This window comes from Methanofollis sp. (assembly GCF_028702905.1).
Taxonomy (GTDB): domain Archaea; phylum Halobacteriota; class Methanomicrobia; order Methanomicrobiales; family Methanofollaceae; genus Methanofollis.
In genome coordinates, this window is sequence record NZ_JAQVNX010000007.1 from 1 (window position 1) to 18,755 (window position 18,755).

The window sequence follows — 18,755 nt, forward strand, 5'->3', positions numbered from 1 at the left end:
CTTGAGGATGACCGTCTTTGGGGTGAGCACATGTAATTATTTCACTCAAAAGTATTTGCAGTTATGTGTGTGAACCGCAATTCCTCCCCGGCCTAAAGACCGGGGACTCCTTGCGGAGGAAGTTGAACGGACAGTATTCCCGGCAGGATCCGGCATTTTTTCCGGCGCGCCGTGCATGAACTCCCTCCTGCCTCAACGGGTATAAGACACAGTCTGACCAACATGAACAGTCATATCTGGTCATATGTCTTTCTCTGAGCGTCTTCCTGTCATCTATGCCCTGGCCGCCGCTGCACTCTTCGGGATCACGGCACCCTTCTCCAAGCTTCTTCTCGACGGTGTCGGTCCGGTCACCATGGCGTCGCTCCTCTTTCCCGGGAGCGGGAACGGCCTTCTCATCTATCTTGCGGCAGGTTCTCTCTCTGGCAACGGCAGGGAAGGCGTCGAGCGGCGTCGCTCAGCCGTTCAGACCTCCCCTGGCTCGCTGGAGTGGTCGTCTCCTCTGGCGGCGTCCTTGCGCCCATCGTGCTGATTGTGAGCCTCGCCCATACGCCGGCGGCGACCGCCGCCCTCCTACTCAACTTCGAGGCCGTGGCCACGGCCATCATTGCGGTCATGTGGTACCGGGAACCGATCGGCCGCCGGATGGGGGGCGCTCTCTCCCTGATCACCCTCTCCTGTATCATCCTCTCATGGAACCCCGACCAGGTCTTCGGTTTTTCTATTGCCGCCCTCGGCATCCTCCTCACCTGCACCTTCTGGGGTCTTGACAACAACTTCAGCAAGATGATCTCGGCAAAAGACCCCATACCCATCGTGATGATCAAGGGCCTCGGCGCCGGTACTGTCACCTTTTTCATTGCCCGGGCTCTCGGCGAGTCCATCCCGCCACCTGAGACCTGTTGTGTCGCTATGATCATCGGGTTCCTCGGGTACGGCGGCCTGATGAGTGTCTTCTTCCTGATGGCACTCCGGGGGATCGGTTCGGCCAGGACAGGTGCGCTCGTCTCGACCTCTGGCACGACCACCCGCACAGCCCTGACACCCACCACCAGCACCGCCATGACGGCGCCGGCAGCGCAAAGTATTGATGTGTTCAGGGAGACAAAACAGATGAGAGGAATCCCATGAGGGTTGCGATTGCCGGTGCCGGCGTCTCAGGAAGTTATCTGGCCTCGTGTCTTGCTGAAAAGGGCATTTCTGTCGATCTCTACGACCTCCCTCATCAGAATACATGTTCGATCTCTCCCTGTGCCTGGATGGCGACACGGGAGATCGTACCGTTGATCAGGTCGGCAGGGCTCGATCCCGTCAGGTATATCCTGAACCGCTTCTCATCGGCCCTCTTCCAGGGACGGGAGTTCGGCGTCGAACTCATGACGATCGACAAGCCTGCCCTCATCCGCGACCTCAGGGGCGATATCCCGGTCAGATACGGCTCCATTGACCCTGGAGAGTACGACCGTGTCATCGACGCTACAGGGACGGCCCGGACCTTTCTCCCTCCTATCGCAGACGACAAACTCGTCCCTTGCATCCAGTACCGGGGCACCACAGAAAATATACGCGCAATCCCGGAGATCCGCTGTGTGTACGGCGGGTACGCCTGGTCTTTTCCTCTCGGCGACGGCAGGTGCCATGTCGGCTGCCTGAGCCACGCCGGCGACCCCTCCCTCTTCATCAAAGATTCGGGACTTCTCAACGGCATGACGACCGAGTGCGGGTGCAGGAGTCAGCTCAGGGTCACATCGCCGGCAGGCGCCCATCCTCTTGTATCCGGGAATATATGGGGGATAGGCGAGGCGATCGGCTGTGTCTATCCCCTTCTCGGGGACGGCATCGTCCCGGCCCTCAGGAGCGTCGGCCTCATCCTTGATTTCTGGGACGACCCCGAGGTTTATCGCCGCGGTGTACTCTCCGCCTTCTCCCCGATGCATGCGGAGTACAATCTTCTGGCAGCTCTGAATACTGGCAGGCGACCCGGCTTGAAAGATCTTCTTGGCATGAATGTCTCGCGTCTTCGCGTGCAGGCGACTCCGGTGAAGGCACTGGAGGCCTATAAAGACGCTGTTTCAGTCTGGTCTGGCCGCCCTGGAAAAGAGAGGATCTTTTAGATAATTCAGAGGTCGCGAATCTCGAGGTCGGCCTTCGCGACAGTATCGAGTTTCATCGCGACCGTCCGGTACAGATTGATATTCCGCACGCACTCCTTGAACTCACCATCGTACCACTCGGAAATCGAATCCTGGTACATGAGCATCTTCGTCTTCATCTCCTTCCTTCAGTTGGAAGGTTCCCTATATATGTCTTCCTTTATAATTTTCAGAGGTTCCTCATGATTTATGATGAAAGATCCAGAAATATCTCCATTGCGGAGGTCTAATCTGGATTGTTCGTTCCCGACATTCGCCTTTCCTCCGACAGGCGCGGGGACGCACCGTCCCGGTAGAGATGCCGGGTGACGGAGAGGGACGAGGCCCCCGGGGCCTCGCCTGTACCCCCGGCGTCCTCTTTATATATCTGAATGGCAATACGCCGTCCATCACCACAATATGCGGAGGGGGTATGAAGCGTGTGGGCATCAGGATGGGGGTACTCTCACAGATCATCGATGACCTGAACAGGAACGAGGAACTCAGGGAGATCTTTGGGAACCCGGTCTCCCAGAGCCTTGTGGTCATCGCGGAGTACTCGGACGGAGAACTCGATCTCAGGATCGAGGAGATGAGAGACAGACCTCTTACCGAGGCAGAGAATAGACGGTTTGTGGAGATCCTCAACAGGACGGTCACCACAAACCTCAGCAAGGATCAGTACTCCAGGGCCTCGAACTGGGTCCTGCCGACCTTGCCGTAATACTTTGATATCTTCGGGTCCAGTCCACAGACAGGGCAGGCATAGTCATCAGGCAGATCTTCGAACTCCGTCCCTGCCGGAATGCCGCGGTGTGGTTCACCCCGCTTCTGATCGTACACATACCCGCAGATCTTGCAGACATATCTCGTAGGGTTCCAGGGTTCGAAGCCCCAGGTGCCTATCGGCCCCTTTCCTGTCGCCCCGCAGACCGGGCAGATATAATCCTCAGGCAGGTCTTCGAACTCCGTCCCCGCCGGTATGCCGCGGTGCGGTTCGCCCCTGAGCGGAGAATACACATAGCCGCAGTGCTTGCAGATATATCGCTTCACCTTTGCCATCACGGTCCCCCGGACTCCCATGCGCCCGGGCCGATATATATTCTTGCCCTCGACTGCCCCCGCGAATGCGGGGGGGACTCTGCTCGAAGACGTTCCGGATTCTAAAGCTCGTTGATGCTCGCGCACAGACTCTAGAAAAGTCGGAGGCTCGATAGGGCCCCCCCGTACACTCCAGGGAAATAGATAGACCGATATCCTCATCCGGGGGACTACGCCCCCGGACCCTCCTCAGGATAGGAGTGAGACGGCACTCTCCTGCACCAGGATATTCTGTCCTGTCTTTCCCGGTTCAATCCTGAGTGAGGACGACCGGAGCGAGTTTGAGTAAACCGAAGGTTTTCGAGGTCCGGGGGCGTAGTCCCCCGGGTACACTCCCGGGGAAGGCGATAGATCCGGGTCTGCAGATGGGGAAGGTACTTACTCTTCGTATTTCCCCTTCAGACCTTCCCAGCCCGTGTACCCGCAGTAGATGCAACCGACGCCGTCACACCGGCTGCAGCGTTTTGCAGGCCGCCGCACAAGCACCCTGCCGGTGCGACCGCAGTTGGTGCAGCCGATACCGTCGCAGTGGTTGCAGACGACCTCTTCATAGATATCTTCAGCCATATCACACAATTTTTCGCTGTGAAGAGGATTAATCCTTCGAAAGGGGTGATCCACAAGGATTTATCCTATCACATGCCACGCAGGGCATGCACGAGTACGGCCGCCAGATGGTCCACCTCGTCTTTGGTCTGGGCATCGCATCCATCCTCCTCGTCCCTGTGCCCGGTCTTGCCGTGCTTATCTATGCGTCAGGCCTTCTTGGCGGTCTCATGCTCGTCGAGGCCGTGCTTCGCGGCTGGTACGTGCCCGGCATCGCGGAGATCATCGGTGCCCTCGAAAGAGAGGACGTCTTCCCCGGAAAAGGCACGGTCTATTTCGTCGCAAGCGCTCTCTTCTGTTCGGTGGCCTTCGAGCCGCGGGTCGCCTTCATTGCCGTCCTCTCCCTCACGGTCCTCGACTCGGTCGCGACAATCGCCGGCCTCCGCTTCGGGAGGCACAAGATTCTCAACGGGAAGACCCTCGAAGGGTCGGGGACAGGCTTTATCGCACTGTTCCTCTCCCTCCTGCCGATGCTGCCCCCCTCTGCCGCATTCCTTGTCGCCAGCGTCGCTGCCCTCGCCGAACTCTTCTCCCCTATCGACGACAACCTCGTCATACCTGTGGCGGCAGGATGTGCTCTGACACTCCTCTCATGAACCGGCGGGCAGCGTGCCCGATCCCTTCATCCTGTACCCCCGTTCAGGCACCGCCATCTCAAAACGTGCACCTCTCCCTTCGTCACCAGTCTCGGCGATACCGATCCCGGTTATGTCAAGGATCTCCTTTGCAAGGAAGAGGCCATAACCGGTGTTCCTCCCGTACCCTGCCAGAAAGATCTTGTTCCTGGAATCCCTGACAATCCCGATGCCGTTATCCTCGACCGTGAGGACACCGCCGTCGCCATTCGCCCGGAACGACACCCTGATCTCGGTCACCCGCTCCCCGTGCCTGATGGCATTGTCAAACAAGTTAAAGAGCACTTTTTCAAACATGGGGTCGGCATAGATCTCGATATCGCCGGTGTCGGCAAGAATGGATACTTTCCCGGTACCCCGGGAGAGGTCGGCTGCTACTTTCCTGACCGCGTCCCCCACATGCTGCCATGCCGGGGCATGTACACCCATGTTCTCATAGTCCCGCGTAAAGACGACCTGGCGCTGGATCGTATCGATCAACCTGCTGCATATGCCAGAATAGTTCTTGATCACAGGCTCACCATCACCGGCAGCACGATTGATGAGGGTCATGTACCCCTGCAATGCCGTCGTCTGGTTGAGGAGGTCGTGGCGGGTGATGCTGTTCAGGAGGTTGAGCTTTTTGTTTGCCTTCTTTATGGCCTCCTGGTAACCGCGGATCTCGGAGATGTCCTGACAGATTCCGCTCAGACGTACAGGGCGGCCGGATTCGTCTCTCTCCATCACGGTCCCCCAGGCCTGGAGCAGAACGGTACGGCCGGCATCGCCTGTGAGATGCACCTCCTGTACAAAGATGGGAGATAGCCCGGCCAGAGTGGCAACAACAGCCTCTTCTACGGGGGCACGATCTGCCTCAGAAATCAACTGACCGATCGTCTGTCCGTCTGCCTCCAGACAATCTTGCGGATAGCCGAGCATGGCGGCAAGGTGCCGGTTGAGGGTCACCTTCTCTGTCTGCATGTCGCACTCCCACGTGCCCAGTCTCACACCCTCGACGACATGTTCAAGCCACTGCCTGCTCTTGTTGAGGGCGTGCTCCGCCTCCTTCTGGCTGGTGATGTCCCGTGAAATGGCGGAAAATCCGGTAATTGCTCCTTCTTCATCACGGATAGGGGATATCGTGATGGCAATGTGGATCTCTTCACCGTCCCTCCTCACCCGGACTGTCTCGAAGGTGTCCTTATGGCCGACATGTAAGATCTCTCGTATGGCGTCCATGAACTCTTCACGACGGTCCCGTGGGGCAAGCATGGACACATGACGCCCTATTACCTCATGGTCGGCGTACCTGTATATTCTCTCGGCTCCCCTGTTCCATTCAGTGATAATCCCTTCAACCGTCGTCCCGAAGATCGCATCGTCTGAAGATTCGACGATGGCCGCAAGGCGACGCCGGGCCTTCTCTGCCTCTCTCTCCGCCGTGACGTCACGGAAGACCAGCACCGCACCGACTATGATACCTTCTTTATCCCTGACAGGAGCGGCACTGCTGGCGATAACGCGTTGTACACTGTCACGTGAGACGAGGATGGTGTGAATTCGGTGGCCTGTCGTCATGCCATGCCTGATCACCCTCATCACCGGGTTTTCCAGAGGTTGTGAGTTCTTCTCATCGATAATATGGAATATGCCGGCAAGAGACTTCCCCATTGCCTCCTCCTCCTTCCATCCAGTCAGGGACTCGGCCACGGTGTTGATGAGGGTCACCCTCCCGTCCTCCCCGGTGACGATGACGCCATCTCCAATGGAGCGCAACGTGACATTTAACCGTTCTTCGCTCTCCCTGAGGGCGTTCTCGGTCTGTAACTGCCGGGTGATATCCCGCGTGACACTCTGCGCCCCTATCACCTCGCCGTCCCGTATGATCGGGCCGCCGTTGATTTCGACATAGATACAGTTCCCATCTTTTCTCTTCACCCGGGTCCTGAACCCCTCAAAACACTCTCTATTATGGAGTGTTTTCTCGAAACAGGCATCGATTATTTCCTGATCATCTTCGGCAACGAACTCACGGAACGAATGGCAGACTATCTCTCCGTTCCCGTATCCGGTGATCCTGGTCATCGAAGGGGAGGCATAGGAAATGATCCCGCCCATATTCCCGAGGGTCACGCCGTCGGCAATCCCTTCTGTGATCAGGCGATAACGCTCTTCGGCCTCCTGCAACGCTATTTCAGCCTGTTTTTTCCCGGAGATATCGATTGCAATCCCCTGTGCTCCAAGAAGACGCCCGGCATCGTCCCTGATGGGGGTGAGATTCAGGAGAACTGAGATGGTCTTTCCTCCGTCTGACCTGGTCTGGACTCGTAACTCAAGGCCCCAGGCACGGCCGCCGGTACGTATCAGACGGATACATGTCTCCTCTGCGTCTTCCCGGTCGTCAGGATGGACATGGAAATACCATGGCTTCCCATAGACCTCACCTTCAGGCAGACCGAGAACTTCCAGACCCCTGCGATTGATATAGACAAGGTTTCCCTCAATGTCCATTTTAAAGAGTGTCTCCGGGAGGTTATCGACAAGTTCACGATACTTTTTCTCAGATTTCCGGAGTTCGTACTCCACTCTTCTCCTTTGCACGGCCTGCCGGATCTTGTGGGACAACTCCGCGAACTGCGCCACAGGGTCACCTCCTTTCTGGAGATAAAAGTCGGCCCCACTGTTCAGTGCCTCTATAACCACTTTTTCCCGTCCCTTGCCGGTGAAAAGAATAAAAGGAAGGTCGGGATGGTGGAGGCGGATCTCCTTGAGAAAAGTGATCCCGTCTACATCAGGCATATCATAGTCCGAGACGACGGCCTCGTACCTGCCGCTCCTGAGTTTCTCCCGTGCTTCCGCAACGGTTGTTGCCATATCGACGCACAGGTCGCCGCACTCTTCCAGAAATACCTTGCCGATATCGAGGAGGGCGGGTTCGTCGTCCACAAGCAGAAGGCTTATCATGGATATCTCCCGGGAAAATGAGGAAACGATCCGCGATTTTCCCTATCTAAGGCACGCGATACATATTGTTATCTACATATATGGGATACTATTTTGTTCTGGACACTCGCTGACATTGCCCTTTCCGAAGAGAGGACATAGGCTTCAGGCCGGATCAATTGCTGTGATACGTCCTCCTGTTTTCTATCCTGCCCAATGAGCGGGGAGATGAATAACACCAGGGTTTAAGATACTCTGGAATCATATCATCCGGAAAGATCACCGGAGGAAAGAAAAAAGGATGAATGTACAGCCCTATGCCTGGAGATGGGGACAGATCCTCTCCACGCATTCGTCGTCGCGGCGCTTCCGGGAGATCGACCTCCTGAGGGGGATCGCCATCGTCATGATGGTCGTCTACCATCTCCTCTTCGACCTCGCCTTCTTCGGCATCGCAGAGATAGATGTGCTGGGCGGGTTCTGGCGGTACTTCGCCCTTGCCACTGCCACCCTCTTCATCGCCCTTGCAGGACTCTCCCTCCCGATCAGTTATGAGAGGAGACGGCAGGAGATGACCGGGTCTTCACTCTGGTTTGAGTATGGCCGGAGAGGAGGCAAGGTCTTCTTCTTCGGCATGCTCGCCACCCTCGCCACCTGGATCTTCCTCGGCGAGGGCTTCATTGTCTTTGGCATCCTCCACCTCATCGGCTTCGCCATCATCACCGCCCCCTTCTTCCTGCGGTTCGGACGGTGGAACTTCCTCGCCGGTGCCGGGGTCGTCCTTGCCGCCGTGCCCTTCAGCCAGATCGCCGGACCGTCCTGGCTCATCCCTCTCGGCATTCACCCGGCCGGATTTTATAGCGTCGACTATGTCCCCATCATCCCATGGCTCGGCGTGGCCCTGATCGGCATGGCGATAGGTTTCCTCCTCTATCCCGGGGGGAGACGCCGGTTCGGCGTCCCGGAGATGGAGGGGAGAGGGGGGGACGCCCTCTGCGTGATGGGCAGGAACTCGCTTGCGATCTACCTCCTCCACCAGCCGGTGATCGTGGCGGTCCTCCTTGTAGTCAGGGCCGTGATCGGGTGAGGGGGGTCCGGGACATGCCCTGAACCGGCCGGTTCGATGAAAAAAGAGATCGGCCCTGGAAAGATCTTCTCTATCGCTCTCTCTGTTTGAGAAAACCTTTGCCCAACAGGAGATCCTGAAGAACGAGATCACTGTCTCCTCCCCTATCCTGAAGGGGGGGCCGGGGGGCGTGCCCCCCGGCAAAGGTATCAGCACAGAATTTTTCCAGAGCAAAAACTCAGATCAGGGGTTCGGGTTCACGCCCGCCCGGCGCGGGCAGGGCCTTGCCGCTGACCAGCACCTGCCTGTCCGTCTCCTGGAGTTTCGTGAGCACCACCCTCTTGCCGAGGGGCGTCATCGCAAAGACCGGCACCGCCGTGCCTGCCTGGAGGAGGGCGCGGGGCCCGGCCTCCTCTCTGATTGCGGCCGAGGCGCAGGCCGTCACCAGGTCGGCGACGGCCGCAAGGCGCCGCGCCTCCTCTGCGGAGACGCCGGTCGTGTGGACGGCGATGATCAGGGCGTCGGGGTGTGCGGACCGCACCGTCTCCGCGTCGTCCGCGGTCGCCACAGTAACCGCCGCCGGAGAGAGGCTGAGGTCATAGGCGAATGCCGCACCGGCGGGCATGTCGATCCGTGCCGTCGCCGGGTCAAGCACCCGGCCGCCGAGACCTTCGATCCTCCCGATCACCTGCGGGATCGGGGAGGTCTCGACGATCCCGGAGACCCGGCCGCCGATGCCCTGCACCTGGTCGGGCGCCGTCACGACCACCGTGCCGACGCCGTCACAGACGATGACAGCCGAGCGCACAAGCCCGTTCCTGAGGGCGGAGGAGATCAACTCCGACGCCCCGAAGAGGACGAAGTCCGACGTGTCCGTCACCTGACGGGCCGGGTTGCACATCCCGAAGGCCCGCATCCTCTCCTCGATGTTCTCCCGGATCGCCTCCTCCGTCATCTCATGGACAGAGCAGGAGAACTTCTCCGCAAGGGGGCAGGACCGGATCAGGGGTTTTCCGACCTCGACGACCCTGCCGTCCCGCACCACGATCCTCGTCTTTCCGATTGCCTCGATGATATGCTCGTCTGTCATGGTTCCTCCAGAAAGAGCGGGACGTCCCTGAACGCGTCCGCGTCGAAGACCCCCCGCGTCGTCACCCGCAGGTGCGGGATCACGGTCAGGGCCAGGAAGGAGAGGTACATGAAGGGGTGGTCCACCGCTCCCATCACCTTCGTCTCCAGAGCAAGGCGTTCCAGAGCCTCGCAGACCGCGGGGTAGGGCATGGTCGCCATCAGGCCGCCGCAGGCGAGGGGCAGGGTGGTGACTCTCTCACCCCTGACTGCGGTCATCGCGCCCTGGTGCCTGACGACCTCTCTGATCGCCCGCACGATCTCGTCGTCGGTGACGCCGGCGGCGATGATGTTGTGGGCGTCGTGGGAGACGCTTGTCGCGATCGCCCCGTCCTTCAGGCCAAGGCCGTGGACCAGGCCGACGCCGCAGCCCGTGCCACGGTAGCGGTCGCATACGACGACCTTGAGGATGTCCCTCTCCAGGTCGGGTACATCTGCCACCTCAATGGAGAGAGACTCGGTGACAATCTGCCCCGGCACAAGGCCGATCACCCGCGCCCTGCCCTGCCCCCGGACCGCAATATCGGCCGGCGACGGCACCGGGCAGGCAAACCGCGGTTCAGGGCATATGGGTTCTCTGAATCCCGGGTCTTCGTATTTCTTCCCGAGAATATAGGTCTCTTTCACGGCGAAGACTTCGTCGTCTGCAAGCACGCAGAAGTCGGCCCGCCGTCCGGGCGCGATCGCCCCCCGGTCGTCGAGGCGGAAACGCTCTGCCGCGGTGAGGGTCGCCGCACGGAGGGCGGTCTCCAGGGAGACCCCTGCGGCCACGAGTTTCCGCACTGCGTCGTCGATGTGCCCCTCGGCGACGAGCATGTCGGCATGGCGGTCGTCGGTCGCGAGGCAGCAGCGGGCGGCCGTGCACGGCGTCAGCAGGGGGGCAAGGGCCGTGATGTTCTGCTCTGTCGAGCCCTCACGCATCATGATGTACATCCCGAGTTTCAGTTTCTCCTCGGCCTCCGCGCACGCGGTGCACTCGTGATCGCTCTGGATGCCCGCGAGCACGTAGGCATTGAGGGGCCTGCCCGCGGGGAGGGGGGCGTGCCCGTCCCGCACGGCGCAGAGCCCGATCTTTTTCCAGACCTCCGGGTCTCCCGAGAGGACGCCGGGGACGTTCATCACCTCCCCGAGGCCCACCACCCCGTCGGCTCTCGCAAAAGCGGCCAGGTCGTCGGCAGAGAGGTCGGCCCCGCCCATGTCGAGGGACGTGGCGGGAACGCAGGAGGGGAGGGTGAGGAGGATGGACAGTCCGGCCGACTTCCCCTCCTCACGCATGAACAGAAGCCCTTCGACCCCTGAGACATTCGCGATCTCATGGGGATCGGCGACGACCGTCGTCGTACCGTGAGGGACAACGCACCTGGCGTACTCGCCGGGCACCAGGAGAGAACTCTCGATATGCGTGTGGGCGTCGATCAGGCCGGGGACCACCCGTGCCCCGCCGAGGTCGACCGTCTCCCCGGCCTCATAGATGCCTGTCCCGACGACGATGCCGTCCGCGACCGCGAAGGAGGTCTCGTCCCAGGAGCAGGTATAAGGATTATAGAGAGAGAGATGCGTGAAGAGACGGTCTGCAGGCTCAAGCCCCTGCGCCACCCTGAGAGTCCGTCTCATCTCTCACACCTGGATGTCCTTGATCACCGATACAGTCCTCTCGTTGCCCTTCATGAAATACAGGTATATCTTGTAGTCCCCGGGGGGGAGGTCCATCGGGAAAGTCAGGGCAGCCGTACCGGTCGGCAAGGTTTCCGAGCGGGCTATTTTCGTCACTTCGGTCTGCTTGAAGTCACGGATCTCAAAGACAGTCACCTGAACCGTACCGTTCACCATCTCAGCGGGGTTTTCTACCGTGACCTGCAGGTTTCCGTCCGCATAATGCACGTCCCCGAAACCGATCCCCGTACATCCGGCAGTCCACGCGACCATGCAGAGGCAGACACCGATCAAAATGGAAGGTCCAATCTTCATTCCGGCCACCATGTGAATGTCACTGCTGAAAAAAGATATATCCTTTGGTCTGTTGCCGGGGACGTCATCTCTTCAGGCCCTGGATAAATAAAGAGAGCGCTTCATGAACATTCTTTCCCGACTTTGCAGATACGAGGTACACGGATGCGTCCCCGATCTCATGGGCAAAGCGAGAGGGAGACGAACCCGGCAGGTCGCATTTGTTGAGCATGATGGCGTACGGAACCTTTTGTGCGACAAGCCAGTCGGAGAGACGCCGGACCATGGGATCGGGATCCGCGGTCGAGTCCACCACGATGATGGCTCCATCCATGCCCCGGGCAAGGATCTGCCTGACAAACTCAAAACGCTCCTGACCTGGCGTCCCAAAGAGATAGACCATCTCCTGTCCTACCTGGACCCTCCCATAATCCAGGGCAACCGTGGTCGACCCGCCCTCGCACCGTGCCTCGATGTGCCGGGTGTTCTGGTCCAGTGCCTGGATCAGGCTGGACTTCCCGGCGTCGTACGGCCCGAAGACACAGAGCTTGAACTTACCATGTGCCATCACCATTGCTTTGGTTACAGGTCTATTTCGACATTTCGAAATGAATTACATAAATATCCAGAGTTTTAAAAAAAATCAGGGGCTTTAAACGGGTCTGATTGGCACTGTGAGTATTTTCTTAGAGTTTCTCGACGGTGACCCTGACCCTGTCGCCGGCCTTGAGGCCATGCCCCTTCGGTACGTCGATATTGAACCAGAGCTGGCCGGGGTCCGCGTCACCGGAGCCCTTCGGTCCCTGCTGCATGATGCAGTCCTTCTGCTCATTGATCCGTGCAACAAACTCGATCTCAGACTCGAATGAGATGATCTTTTCCATGTTCAGATGTATGGCACACGATAGTACTTATGCTGCGCGCGGACTGACCATCCAGGTCGTGGAATTGGAGTAACTCCAGCGGGTAATCTCAAGTTCATCGCAGATCTCCGAAAGGATGGCAAGATTTGTCCCGACTTCCTTTGCAGAGAGCCCGAGATCATGAGCGATGTACTTTGACTTGAAATAGTGTTTGCCTCGCTGTATGCCTGATTTGAGGTAATGAACAATCCGGCATTGACTGTCGTTGTACTGTTCCCGGATACTCTTTTTTCTATCCATCTCAATACCTCAGCGTGTTAGACGTATCGTAGGTTTATTATAAATAGTTTCTGTTTTTCAAGGAGGATATCCGGGCAATTGCACCTGGAAATCCCTTGCGGCCTCAACCGGATGAGCCCCGATAAATAAACAGGGGCAGGGGATCACCGCCGCCTCAGCGCAAAGAGGAGGAGGGCCGCTGCCCCGAGTGCAGGGATCAGGGTTCCCGATGCCTGTGTCATGGTCGTCTCCGGTGCCGTCGTCTCCGTGGTCACGGCCGTTGTCAGGAACGGTGTCGTTGCGGTTGTCTCCGGTGCCGTCGTCTCCGTGGTCACGGCCATCGTAGGAACAGTGGTGGGCGCTGTCGTTGCCGCGGTCGTCGGCGTCGTGTTCACGCCGACCCGATTGCCGACGGAGAACGTGATGACATTGGAATCCTCTGCATCGTCGGCAAAGCCCTGCGGCGATGTCCACCTGGCCTGGACCTTATACGTCCCTTCCTCAAGGTTCTCCAGGGCGACCGGTCCGGGCCTGCCCGGGTCGTCGGTGTAGAAGACCGAATTTGTGATCGGCAGATTCGAGAAATCACGTCCGCCAAAAGTTGTCATCTCCGCACCTCCCGGCGTTGTGAGCACAAGTTCGACCGCCGCACGCGTCTCTCCGGCCGCATAGTACGTACCGACATCTGGCGATATTACCCGGAAGGCGATTCCCGTCCCTGTCGGCACCGATATTCCCTCAATACGTTCGGCATGGTTCGGGGCTGCAAGCACCGCGTCTATGCTCACCTCGGGATAGCGGATGTAAATCCTGTTCGTGATGCCGTCCTGCGAGTTGTAGGCAAAGTACAGTCCTGTATCGTCACCCACCGAGGCGTCGATGAGGTCGAAGTTCGTGTCGTCCGCGACGGGGACCGTATTGATGAGGCCCTTTTTCGGGTCATCATCATTAAAGCGCTGGAGCGCTGTCACAGGATTGTCTGTTGTTGCATTCCTGAGGGCCGTCAGGTCCAACCCGGTTTCATAGACAAAGACGGTGTCTCCCGGCCGTATGTCAGAAATCGTTGTTCCCCTTGCCATAACCGGCGCTGCAAAGGTTGCAGCAAGGAGAAGAAAGGTGCAACAGAGTACACCCGTACGGGAGAGCAGTGAACGATATTTTCGATCCATGGGATTCCCTCACCCCTTCATACCAGTCACGTCACTTATGTCTTTCGGAGACGTGGGATAAAAAGGACCGGGGATCCTGTCCCGGGATCAGGCCTTCTCCACATCTGCCAGGCCGATCTTCTCGACCAGACCGGAGAGGGCGGCCTCGCGCATCCCCTCGACAAACTTGATGGACCCGACGACAAGGTGGCCGCCGCCGCTGATGCCGCCGCCATTGATCTCCTCGCGGAGTTCGCGGACCATCTTCGGGATGTTCATCAGGACACCGCGGGAACGGAGCACGGCAAAGTCAGGGCCGAAACCGAGCGTGACGACCGGTTCGCCCGGGTGCTGCCGGCAGAGGCGGTCGTGGATCTCGCCCGAGGTCTTGCCAGGCGGCGGGAAGGTGAAGCGGTGCGCGAAGATCTCCACGTCGATCCTGAAGAGGTGAGCGCCGTTCGGGAGGATCTCCTCGGTCACATGGGGCATCGACGCCGCCATCTGGTCTTCGATCGCCTCGTTTGCCTGCTCCACCAGGAGGCTCACGTAGCGCGTCTGGAGGGCGCGGTTCCCCTTGAGGTTCAGGATATCCTTGACCAGTTCCCTGCCGTCATTGAACCTGAGCCAGAACTGCTCGTAGTCGAGGGCAAGAGCAATGTCCTTGCACGCGTCTTCGGAGTATTCATCCGCGACCAGGTCAAGATAGCGCTGCCTTTCCTGCGCCTCGCTCCTGTCGCCGACACCTGCGACGGCCGGGAGATGGCGGATCAGGTCGCTGACCTTCGGGTTGATGAGGCGTGCCACCTCGGTCCCGAGCATCCCTGCCGTGACGCCGAAGTCGCCGCCGACATGATAGGGGTTGACATGCGCGATCACGTACTCGTCGACGATGGCGTCGGGGTGGTGGTGGTCGACGACGATCATCGAGAGGCCGTAGACCTGTGCCATCTTCATCGAGGGCAGATCCTCCTCGGTCGAACCATTGTCCATCAGAACGATCAGGGGCATCTTCTGACCGAAACGCTCGTGATCCTTGAGGGCGAAGTCGAGGTCCCTCGTGATGTCTTCGACCTCATAGAAGGGGGCCTTGGACGGGGAACGCTTGAAGAGGTAGTACGCCGTGTCCAGGTCGTCGCCCTCTTCCCGCATCAGGGAGATGACCGCCTGTTCGACGGCGGCCGCCGCACAGATGCCGTCGGCATCGGCATGATGGCGGAGGATGATCGGCTGGGCCTCGAAGACAGCGCGCCTGATCAGTTTGGCAACCTTCTTCATCTCGGGCTGCAACTGCGTGAGGACATCGCTCTCCACGAGGAGGGGGATGTCTTCGGGCTCTGCCCGTGCATCGAGGGCGGCCTCGATCCGGTCGTGCACTGTTTTTGCATCGTCACCGGTGAGCGCCTCCATCGAGCTGACCTCGATCTGAAGCTGGTTCTGCCGGCGCATCACCTCGCCGGAGACGCAGACGACGCCCCCGAGCTCGACCTCCGGGTACGCCCTGACGCCGGCCTCCACGAATGCCGCGGCATTGCCGCTCCCCGACTCGTCGACAAGGGTGAAGATCGTCGGCCCGCTGGTCTGCTTTACTTGCGCGACCTCGGCCTCAAAGGTGACGTTCCTGCCCACCAGAGACTGGATCTCGCCCAGTTTCGTTACATGGGCGCGGCGGGTAATAGTCTCCAGCCTGAAGACCTCCGGGATCATCTCGGCAAGGTCGATGTTTCCGTTATTCCTGATATTGATGATCTTGACAAAGATCTGGTCCTTTTCTTCGTGGCTCTGGAGGATATTGCTCTTGTGGACAAGCCCTTTCAGCCGGGCACTCAGCTGTACGAAGGTTCCGAAATTTGCAAAGCCCTGAACGGTCCCGGCATATATCTTCCCCTCTTCAACGTCCTCGATCCCGCAGTTGGGGCCAAGGGCATAGACAACGGTATCTTCAGTATTCGCCATTTTCGTACTCTCTTGTCTGGAAAGTGCTTATGTATTTTCACTTGAACAGAGGGCGGCGAGGCGTTCCTCACCATCTCTCCGTCCCTTTGCAATGATGAGATCGCCTGCCTGAAGACGCTCATCCCGTCCCGGACGGTACTTCCACCTGCCTTCTCTGCTCCGGATCACAAAGACGACCATGCCGGTGACAGTCGCAAGCGAGGCCTCGCGCAGGCTTCTGCCGGCGATGGCCGACCTCTCCTCGACTTCGAGCCGCGTGATGATCTCGTCGGACTCGCGCACGATCATCCTGAAGACCGGAGGGATTTCGATGTCGCGGAGGAGGACGTCGGCGATGGCCGAGGCGGCACTGGTGATGGTCCCGGCAAAGGAGGAGAGGTGGATCAGGCCGCAGAGGTACTCCGCCTTCTCGATCCGCCGGGTCGCCTCAAGGAGCCAGAGGTCGAACTGGTAGCGCATGTCCTCCATCCTCTCGTCGAGGACGACGACTTCCTTCGCAATGTCCTCGTTCGTGAAGAGGAGAGACGTATACGCGAGCCCGACTGCCAGTTCCGAGAGGTTCTTCATCTCGATCATCAGTGCGACGGCGCGGTCGAGGTCGTCGACGCATCCGGCCTGCACCCACTCCTTCCGGGGCTGCGGCTTCGCGCCGGTCATCGTGAACAGGGGGGTGATCCCGGCACCGAGACCCTTCGCGAGGACGATGTCCCCGGCAAGGGTCTTCGAATACTTGTCGGGGTCATAGATCCAGCCCGATCCCCGCCTGATCGCAATGACGCGCATACCCGATCGGCTCTGGAGTTTCACCTCACCGAGGGTCGTGCCGTCAAGGAGAGAGTCGGGATGCACCTCTGCCCTGACCGTCACCTCTTCCGCTTCAGGCAGGGCGTTCCTGAGTTTCTGCGGGAATTTTGCCCCTCTCAAGATAAGTTTGGCAATATCGGTTGCAGAATTGGCGATCCGCTCCGCCGCCTCGGCGATCTGGAGGAGGCCGCTCATCGCCTCGGCCTCCTCCACACGGCGCGCCCCGAGGATGGCCGAGATCCGCGCCTGATACGCGTGCCGGTTCATGACCTCTTCAAGTTTCTCGACTTCGCCGGCAATCTCGTGGCTTTCAAAGAGAATTGCAGAATAGGCAAGGTCAACCATCAGCTCCGAGATATCCTTCATCTCGATAAGGACATCCTTGAGGCTGGTCGGCTGATACTCGACTTCCATCATGAATCTGTACCGTCTTCACTCTCAATAGTGTTATGACAGTATATTAATTCGCAGGAATGAGGAAGGCGGAGTGAGATGTGTGCAATTCCCGTCTCTGTTGAACCAGACATGAGTCGGGAGCACGCCTCAGGCATACCGCATGAAAATTGTTCTGAGGAGTTCGTCTGGTCGACGTGCCTTCCCGCACGCTTGCGCCGGGGGACTACGCGCCCCCGCGTCTTCTCGACTCCTTCCGGTCGGCCTCCCTCAGGATTGGACCCGGAAAGGGTAAAACCTTCATTCAGAAGAGGACTGGCGTCCCCTCCCTATCCTAATGGCAGGGGGTCTGGGGGGCGGCAGCCCCCCCGGTAGATGAAAAACGATCCCCTGCTTCCCCCTGGCGCTCATCGAGGGTTGCACCTTACCCCAAGGCGGGGGTATAGGGGCAGAGTCACCTGCCACCGCACCCCGGACAAAGAATTCTTCCGGGGCTGAAACGTCTACGAGTGCCCTTCATGGAAGAGGTTCTGCCTTTCTGGCCAGGAACGTCCCCTCTCCTTACAGGAAGAGGTCGATGACCGCGACCAGGACCACGGCGCCGAGGAGGTCGATGACCGCGGAGATGACCGGGATCCCGAAGTTGTCGGGATCGAGACCGAACCTGAAAGAGATCGTCGCGGTGAGATGGGCGATCCCGTTGACCAGGGTCATCACGACCGCACCTGCCAGCGTGGCGATGGCGACCATGGGGAGAAGGCCGGGGGAGGGGGCGCCGAGGAGGAGGGCCGCAAGGTGTGCGAGGGCCGCCATCAAGGGAAGGAGCAGGACGGTGAAGAGGTAGGTGTGGGCGAACTGCACCACCACCTCCTTCGAAGGGACGAGGGAGGGGGCGATGATGCCGAGGTGCATCTCGGTGCCGAGGCGCGAGCAGAGGATGCCGCCGATAGACCCGCAGATCCCGGCAAAGGGTGGGATCAGGATGAGAAGGGCGGCCATGCTCACGAGACGGTCGAGGCCGAGGGTGTAGGTCACCCCGGCAAAGGTCCCGAGGACAGAGAGGCAGACGAGGAGGGGGAGGACCTCGGTGGAGATCCGCCTCACGCGTCCGCCCCGCGACCAGGAGTAGAGGCACGCGACGGCGGTGACGAGGAGCATCACCCCGAGGAGGAGTGTCCGTGTCCCTGACGGGAAGGAGAGGACGAACACGGCCGTTATGGTGAGGATCGGGATCGTGACCAGGTCGCCGAGGGTCGTCACCGCAGGGGCTGCGATCATGTCCATGTCGATGCCCTGCCTGTACGAGAGGACCGAAACGAGGACGGTAAAACCCATGACGATGAACCCGGCGACAATACCGGCGATCACCGATATGAGGACCAGGTCGCCTGTGGCGATCACCTCGACGCCTGTCAGGGCACTGACAAGGCTTGCCACAATGCCGAGGGCGACTGCCGTGGCCAGGGTGAGGATAAGGGAGACGTGGAGGTTCTCGGCAAGGACGCCGCCGTCGTGGAAACTCCCTGTAAACTCCCCGAGGTGCATGGACGAGGAGAGGCGGGAGGCGAGCACGCCCGAGATGCTCCCCCGCATATTGATCGTCGGCGGCACCAGCACCAGGAGTCCGGGGATGAGGACAAGGACCTCACGGACTGAGGAGAGATAGGACCCGGCAACGACGGCAACCACGGTGCTGATGAGGAGCGCCGCAAGGCCGGTCAGGAAGAGGCGCCGCTCGCGCCTCAAACCGTTTCCCGACTTCATCCTCACCCTCCGTC

General features: G+C 59.5%; 20 protein-coding genes. 6 read left to right on the top strand and 14 right to left on the bottom strand.

Annotation, left to right across the window (positions count from 1 at the left end; translation table 11 throughout):
* The first annotated feature begins 244 nt into the window (after positions 1-244).
* From PHP59_RS01790 to PHP59_RS01800, 3 genes are read left to right on the top strand one after another with little or no spacing between them, the layout of a single operon-like run.
* Positions 245-532 (top strand): hypothetical protein, encoded by a 288-nt coding sequence (locus tag PHP59_RS01790; protein ID WP_300162685.1) that lies wholly within the window; start codon positions 245-247, stop codon positions 530-532.
* On the top strand, positions 490-1,131 hold the full coding sequence (locus PHP59_RS01795) for a hypothetical protein (protein WP_300162688.1): 642 nt from the start codon (positions 490-492) through the stop codon (positions 1,129-1,131). The genes PHP59_RS01790 and PHP59_RS01795 overlap by 43 nt, the downstream gene beginning before the upstream one ends.
* Positions 1,128-2,114, top strand: coding sequence for a hypothetical protein (locus tag PHP59_RS01800; RefSeq protein ID WP_300162691.1), 987 nt, complete (start codon positions 1,128-1,130; stop codon positions 2,112-2,114). The genes PHP59_RS01795 and PHP59_RS01800 overlap by 4 nt, the downstream gene beginning before the upstream one ends.
* Positions 2,115-2,119: 5 nt before the next feature.
* Here PHP59_RS01800 and PHP59_RS01805 read toward each other — a convergent pair whose 3' ends face one another.
* On the bottom strand, positions 2,120-2,272 hold the full coding sequence (locus tag PHP59_RS01805) for a hypothetical protein (RefSeq protein WP_300162694.1): 153 nt from the start codon (positions 2,270-2,272) through the stop codon (positions 2,120-2,122).
* Positions 2,273-2,565: 293 nt separating this feature from the next.
* Here PHP59_RS01805 and PHP59_RS01810 point away from each other — a divergent pair, with 293 nt between their 5' ends.
* Positions 2,566-2,856: a hypothetical protein gene (locus PHP59_RS01810; RefSeq protein ID WP_300162697.1), complete on the top strand. Its 291-nt coding sequence runs from the start codon at positions 2,566-2,568 to the stop codon at positions 2,854-2,856.
* On the opposite strand, the gene PHP59_RS01815 is transcribed toward PHP59_RS01810, so the two are convergent.
* The gene (locus PHP59_RS01815) at positions 2,811-3,194 is read right to left on the bottom strand and encodes a rubredoxin (protein ID WP_300162808.1); all 384 of its coding nucleotides are present in this window, start codon (positions 3,192-3,194) and stop codon (positions 2,811-2,813) included. The genes PHP59_RS01810 and PHP59_RS01815 overlap by 46 nt on opposite strands.
* A gap of 417 nt (positions 3,195-3,611) precedes the next feature.
* Positions 3,612-3,800, bottom strand: coding sequence for a hypothetical protein (locus PHP59_RS01820; RefSeq protein WP_067050841.1), 189 nt, complete (start codon positions 3,798-3,800; stop codon positions 3,612-3,614).
* Positions 3,801-3,886: 86 nt separating this feature from the next.
* Between PHP59_RS01820 and PHP59_RS01825 the strand changes: the two genes are divergently transcribed.
* Complete coding sequence (locus PHP59_RS01825) at positions 3,887-4,435, top strand: hypothetical protein (RefSeq protein ID WP_300162702.1); 549 nt, start codon at positions 3,887-3,889, stop codon at positions 4,433-4,435.
* Here PHP59_RS01825 and PHP59_RS01830 read toward each other — a convergent pair.
* A complete protein-coding gene (locus PHP59_RS01830; protein WP_300162705.1) occupies positions 4,430-7,417 on the bottom strand; it encodes a PAS domain S-box protein in 2,988 nt (995 codons plus the stop codon). The genes PHP59_RS01825 and PHP59_RS01830 overlap by 6 nt on opposite strands.
* A 280-nt stretch (positions 7,418-7,697) precedes the next feature.
* On the opposite strand from PHP59_RS01830, the gene PHP59_RS01835 reads away from it, so the two are divergent.
* A complete protein-coding gene (locus tag PHP59_RS01835) occupies positions 7,698-8,483 on the top strand; it encodes a heparan-alpha-glucosaminide N-acetyltransferase (protein ID WP_300162708.1) in 786 nt (261 codons plus the stop codon).
* A 217-nt stretch (positions 8,484-8,700) separates the two neighbouring features.
* On the opposite strand, the gene PHP59_RS01840 is transcribed toward PHP59_RS01835, so the two are convergent.
* From PHP59_RS01840 to PHP59_RS01885, 10 genes are all read right to left on the bottom strand, one after another.
* A complete protein-coding gene (locus PHP59_RS01840) occupies positions 8,701-9,552 on the bottom strand; it encodes a methanogenesis marker 8 protein (protein ID WP_300162711.1) in 852 nt (283 codons plus the stop codon).
* Positions 9,549-11,204 (bottom strand): adenine deaminase, encoded by a 1,656-nt coding sequence (gene ade / locus PHP59_RS01845; RefSeq protein ID WP_300162714.1) that lies wholly within the window; start codon positions 11,202-11,204, stop codon positions 9,549-9,551. Before ade ends, PHP59_RS01840 begins: the two co-directional genes overlap by 4 nt.
* Positions 11,205-11,207: 3 nt before the next feature.
* Complete coding sequence (locus PHP59_RS01850; protein ID WP_300162717.1) at positions 11,208-11,558, bottom strand: hypothetical protein; 351 nt, start codon at positions 11,556-11,558, stop codon at positions 11,208-11,210.
* A 64-nt stretch (positions 11,559-11,622) separates the two neighbouring features.
* Positions 11,623-12,105 carry a GTP-binding protein gene (locus PHP59_RS01855; protein WP_300162720.1) on the bottom strand — a complete coding sequence of 161 codons (483 nt, stop codon included), beginning with the start codon at positions 12,103-12,105 and terminating at the stop codon, positions 11,623-11,625.
* A gap of 118 nt (positions 12,106-12,223) precedes the next feature.
* Entirely contained in the window at positions 12,224-12,421 is a 198-nt protein-coding gene (locus tag PHP59_RS01860; protein ID WP_067050878.1) for a hypothetical protein, read from the bottom strand.
* Between the two features lie 27 nt (positions 12,422-12,448).
* Positions 12,449-12,700: a hypothetical protein gene (locus PHP59_RS01865; RefSeq protein ID WP_083523391.1), complete on the bottom strand. Its 252-nt coding sequence runs from the start codon at positions 12,698-12,700 to the stop codon at positions 12,449-12,451.
* Positions 12,701-12,843: 143 nt separating this feature from the next.
* Positions 12,844-13,758, bottom strand: coding sequence for a DUF3821 domain-containing protein (locus tag PHP59_RS01870; RefSeq protein ID WP_300162725.1), 915 nt, complete (start codon positions 13,756-13,758; stop codon positions 12,844-12,846).
* 177 nt (positions 13,759-13,935) lie between these two features.
* Positions 13,936-15,780, bottom strand: coding sequence for an OB-fold nucleic acid binding domain-containing protein (locus PHP59_RS01875; protein ID WP_300162728.1), 1,845 nt, complete (start codon positions 15,778-15,780; stop codon positions 13,936-13,938).
* 27 nt (positions 15,781-15,807) lie between these two features.
* Positions 15,808-16,998: a TrkA C-terminal domain-containing protein gene (locus PHP59_RS01880; RefSeq protein ID WP_366943702.1), complete on the bottom strand. Its 1,191-nt coding sequence runs from the start codon at positions 16,996-16,998 to the stop codon at positions 15,808-15,810.
* Between the two features lie 540 nt (positions 16,999-17,538).
* Complete coding sequence (locus PHP59_RS01885; RefSeq protein WP_300162734.1) at positions 17,539-18,741, bottom strand: magnesium transporter; 1,203 nt, start codon at positions 18,739-18,741, stop codon at positions 17,539-17,541.
* Between the last annotated feature and the right edge of the window lie 14 nt (positions 18,742-18,755).

Bases quoted from the DNA above. Each gene is read 5' to 3' on its own strand.
- PHP59_RS01835 (WP_300162708.1), top strand. From the start codon at position 7,698: ATGAATGTACAGCCCTATGCCTGGAGATGGGGACAGATCCTCTCCACG.
- PHP59_RS01870 (WP_300162725.1), bottom strand. From the start codon at position 13,758: ATGGCAAGGGGAACAACGATTTCTGACATACGGCCGGGAGACACCGTC.
- PHP59_RS01865 (WP_083523391.1), bottom strand. From the start codon at position 12,700: ATGGATAGAAAAAAGAGTATCCGGGAACAGTACAACGACAGTCAATGC.
- PHP59_RS01850 (WP_300162717.1), bottom strand. From the start codon at position 11,558: ATGAAGATTGGACCTTCCATTTTGATCGGTGTCTGCCTCTGCATGGTC.
- PHP59_RS01855 (WP_300162720.1), bottom strand. From the start codon at position 12,105: ATGGCACATGGTAAGTTCAAGCTCTGTGTCTTCGGGCCGTACGACGCC.
- PHP59_RS01840 (WP_300162711.1), bottom strand. From the start codon at position 9,552: ATGACAGACGAGCATATCATCGAGGCAATCGGAAAGACGAGGATCGTG.
- PHP59_RS01860 (WP_067050878.1), bottom strand. From the start codon at position 12,421: ATGGAAAAGATCATCTCATTCGAGTCTGAGATCGAGTTTGTTGCACGG.
- PHP59_RS01805 (WP_300162694.1), bottom strand. From the start codon at position 2,272: ATGAAGACGAAGATGCTCATGTACCAGGATTCGATTTCCGAGTGGTAC.
- PHP59_RS01800 (WP_300162691.1), top strand. From the start codon at position 1,128: ATGAGGGTTGCGATTGCCGGTGCCGGCGTCTCAGGAAGTTATCTGGCC.
- PHP59_RS01875 (WP_300162728.1), bottom strand. From the start codon at position 15,780: ATGGCGAATACTGAAGATACCGTTGTCTATGCCCTTGGCCCCAACTGC.
- PHP59_RS01885 (WP_300162734.1), bottom strand. From the start codon at position 18,741: ATGAAGTCGGGAAACGGTTTGAGGCGCGAGCGGCGCCTCTTCCTGACC.
- PHP59_RS01815 (WP_300162808.1), bottom strand. From the start codon at position 3,194: ATGGCAAAGGTGAAGCGATATATCTGCAAGCACTGCGGCTATGTGTAT.
- PHP59_RS01825 (WP_300162702.1), top strand. From the start codon at position 3,887: ATGCACGAGTACGGCCGCCAGATGGTCCACCTCGTCTTTGGTCTGGGC.
- PHP59_RS01830 (WP_300162705.1), bottom strand. From the start codon at position 7,417: ATGATAAGCCTTCTGCTTGTGGACGACGAACCCGCCCTCCTCGATATC.
- PHP59_RS01790 (WP_300162685.1), top strand. From the start codon at position 245: ATGTCTTTCTCTGAGCGTCTTCCTGTCATCTATGCCCTGGCCGCCGCT.
- PHP59_RS01810 (WP_300162697.1), top strand. From the start codon at position 2,566: ATGAAGCGTGTGGGCATCAGGATGGGGGTACTCTCACAGATCATCGAT.
- ade (WP_300162714.1), bottom strand. From the start codon at position 11,204: ATGAGACGGACTCTCAGGGTGGCGCAGGGGCTTGAGCCTGCAGACCGT.
- PHP59_RS01820 (WP_067050841.1), bottom strand. From the start codon at position 3,800: ATGGCTGAAGATATCTATGAAGAGGTCGTCTGCAACCACTGCGACGGT.
- PHP59_RS01880 (WP_366943702.1), bottom strand. From the start codon at position 16,998: ATGGAAGTCGAGTATCAGCCGACCAGCCTCAAGGATGTCCTTATCGAG.